Source organism: Nocardiopsis sp. CNR-923, assembly GCF_001942255.1.
GTDB lineage: Bacteria > Actinomycetota > Actinomycetes > Streptosporangiales > Streptosporangiaceae > Nocardiopsis.
Genome location: NZ_MKKC01000039.1, coordinates 1 through 1,688, shown reverse-complemented (window position 1 = coordinate 1,688; position 1,688 = coordinate 1). Strand labels below are relative to the sequence as shown.

Sequence of the window (1,688 nt, the reverse complement as noted above, 5' to 3'; positions counted from 1 at the left end):
CGCCAGCCCCAGCAAGATCGGGGACATCGCCAGAGCCGCCCTCGTTCTCACACACTTCGAACACGGGCGCCTGACATAGAACTCGCTGGGATCACCTCACTGGGTCCCCAGCGACGAGTTTAAGGTGGCCGTGCCCACCTACTACGACCACCGCGACAGTCAAGCACTCTCGGACCTACTCAGTCATCCGGGATACGAGGAATTCGAGGTTAAGACGCTTGGCGCTCTCGTTGAGGAAGGACTCATCGAACAACGGGCAGGGCATGGCTCACCCTCGCTGACATGCGTAGCGGAGGAAGCATCCCCTATATCAAGGTTTCCGATATTCGAGCCGGGCAGGTCAACATCAACCCGTCGAATCTGGTCCCCGACGTGGTGGCTAAGAGTTTCTGGCGAGGCGACGAATCCGGGATCCGTGCGTTTGATCTCATCACACCTATTCGGACCTCCAAAAATATCGGCGAGTTCGCAGTCCTCATGCCTGGCCAGGAACGCATAGTGGCAACAAAAGAAGTTCTAATCCTACGGGCCACATCTGCATCTTTTGTAGATAACTTCTACCTACTATGGGCCCTCTCCTTGAAGGTAGTTCGAAATCAATGGCGGCGCGTGGTCTTTATGCAAACCAACCGTGAGGACGTAGGAAAAAGGTTTATGGAGATTGAGATCCCATGGCCCTGCGACGCCCTTACAGCCCAGGATGCTTCGAAAGATTTCCGAAATTATTACCAGGGCATTGAAGGACTGAGGAGAAAATTCGTCGACGCTCTAGAACACAAAGGGCTCCACCATGTGTTTCTAGGCAAGCAATTTGAGGAACTAAACGCTGAAAAGAAGTAGCACCAACCCACTTTCGATGCGGAAATGAGAACTTCAATAGACGCGGGAAATCTTTCATGCGAATGCCCCTTCGCACAACACGACATTACTAGGATATATCGCGCATCGCCTTTCAATGCCATGAAAAACAAAAATAAGCTTCCCCGCCCTAGCGACCAAGCACTGGAGAATTATTTGACGCGAACGACGCGCATAGCGGATTGAGTCGCATAAATCGGAACGATGTGATACGTCGTGCCATCCATACAGACAACTTCGAAACTGATTCCCGCAGAGACGCCCTACGCCTCCCACTCAGGGTGTACCACGGCGACTGAGGATGTGCACCCGGAGGGTGCACACCTCGCAGCGGAACGTAGGGCAACCCGACTCAACCAGGGGATCACCTCCCCCACTGCCTGCGGGTTCTCGTGTTTTCGCAGGTCATGGCGCTTGCCGACCGCAGTTCAAGTCCCGTCACTCACCCCAGAGCCGACAAGGCCCTGACCAGCGGAAACGTCCGACGGTCAGGGTCTTTCGCGTTGCCGGGGGTGCACCAGCGGGTGCACGGCGGTCAAGAATCGCCCGGCGGGTGTGCACCACCCACCCCGTCACTCACCCCGGAGCGGGGGTGCACGAGGGTGCACGGACCAGGGCGACAGCCCGACATCCCGCACAAATATCGACGTACCGGCTGTAGTGGCGTCCGGGTCGAAGGTTCTTCGAGATCTTTCGCCGATTCCCTTCGCTTCGGCCCCCACCCAAGCGATGGGTCATGTCCCTTGGAGTGGTGTAACTTCACAACCGCACTAACCCCCGGGATGTGACCCGGGACCGATCTCGCTGGGGCCCCTCTGCCGCCCTGGTCC

1 protein-coding gene is annotated in these 1,688 nt (G+C 56.9%); it reads left to right on the top strand.

Translation table 11 applies throughout. The features are described from left to right. The first annotated feature begins 282 nt into the window (after positions 1–282). A complete protein-coding gene (locus tag BJF83_RS26485; RefSeq protein WP_143831765.1) occupies positions 283–840 on the top strand; it encodes a hypothetical protein in 558 nt (185 codons plus the stop codon). Positions 841–1,688 lie beyond the last annotated feature (848 nt).